This is a genomic window from Brevundimonas sp. (assembly GCF_032107865.1).
GTDB lineage: Bacteria > Pseudomonadota > Alphaproteobacteria > Caulobacterales > Caulobacteraceae > Brevundimonas.
Map to the genome: position 1 here is coordinate 1 of NZ_DAMCNG010000374.1, position 1,421 is coordinate 1,421.

Consider the following 1,421-nt stretch of genomic DNA (forward strand, 5'->3'; position numbering starts at 1 on the left):
CCTTGGCCTCGCGGAAGCCGACGACCTCGGCGGGCAGGGGGGCTTGGCCGCGTCGCTCGATCTCGGCGCGGGCGCCGACGGCCAGACGGGACAGGCCGCCGCGCGACTCGATCAGCAGGCCGCTGACGCCTGCCACCTTGCCGGTGACGACCAGCGGGTCGATCGCTTCGACGGCGGCGACGAGATTGCGCAAAGACGGCCCCTGGGCCGCAAGAGGCGCAGCCGATCCATACGCTCATGCCGCATCATAGTTAACGGGCGATGAAGTTGGGCTATTTTACACAACCTATAGGTGTGAATAACGAAAATGAAACCTTTGGAGCGCCGTTGTTATCGGCAGGCTTGTCTAATCCATGGCCGTTATTCTGAAGGGGAGCGGTTCGGATGTTCAGTGGAAGTCGTCGGTTAAAGCAGGCTGCGGATCGAGAGCGGCTCGAGGAACTGGACCGCCGCATGGCGGCGATCGGACGGTCCCAGGCGGTGATCGAGTTCGACCTGGATGGGACGATCCGCGACGCCAACGACAATCTGCTGCAGACCATGGGCTACGGCATGGATGAAATCCGGGGCCAGCATCACCGGATGTTCATGGACCCGGCCGAGGCGTCGACGCCGGACTACGCCGCCTTCTGGCGCGAGTTGAACGAGGGCCGCTTCGTCGCCCGCAAGTTCCGCCGCATGGCCAAGGGCGGGCGCGAGGTCTGGCTGGAGGCGTCCTACAACCCTGTGCTGGATGACGCCGGGCGGCCGCTGAAGGTGGTCAAGCTGGCGGTCGACATCACCGAAGCAGAACAGGCGTCGCAGCGGGCGGAGCAGGCGCGCATGGCGGCCGAGGCGGCGCAGGCCCAGCTAGTCGGCGCCTTGGCCGAACAGCTTTCACGTCTGTCGGACGGCGATCTGAGGGCGGCCATCGAACAGGAAATGGAGGGCGCCCATCAGGCCGTGAAGGTGGACTTCAACGGCGCGGTGGCTAGTCTCAGGACGGTGTTGGAGCAGGTGCGGGCGGCGGTGACGACGCTGCGCGGCGGCTCGGACGAGATCAGCCAGGCGTCCGACGACCTGTCACGCCGCACGGAACAACAGGCGGCGTCGCTGGAAGAAACGGCGGCGGCGCTGGATCAGATCACAGCCACTGTTCAGCGCAGCGCCGAGGGCGCGCGGCAGGCGGCGTCGGTGGCTTCAAAGGCTCATACCGAAGCGGGTCGCTCGGGCGAGGTGATGCGCCGCGCGGTCGCCGCCATGGACGGCATCAGCCGCCGCTCGTCCGAGATCAGCGACATCGTCGGCGTGATCGACGAAATTGCTTTCCAGACCAATCTCCTGGCCCTCAATGCGGGGGGCGAGGCCGCGCGGGCGGGCGACAGCGGGCGCGGTTTCGCCGTGGTCGCCTCCGAGGTGCGGGCGCTGGCCCAGCGTTCGGC

The 1,421-nt window shown here is 67.2% G+C and carries 1 protein-coding gene and 1 pseudogene; one reads left to right on the forward strand and one right to left on the reverse strand.

Going from position 1 to position 1,421, the window contains the following annotated elements; all coding sequences use genetic code 11:
- Positions 1-193, reverse strand: a pseudogene (gene fliI, locus RT567_RS16840) (flagellum-specific ATP synthase FliI); the annotation flags it as partial.
- A 260-nt stretch (positions 194-453) separates the two neighbouring features.
- Between fliI and RT567_RS16845 the strand changes: the two are divergent.
- Positions 454-1,421, forward strand: a 968-nt coding sequence (locus tag RT567_RS16845) for a methyl-accepting chemotaxis protein (RefSeq protein WP_313577337.1), incomplete at its 3' end; no start/stop codon positions are given.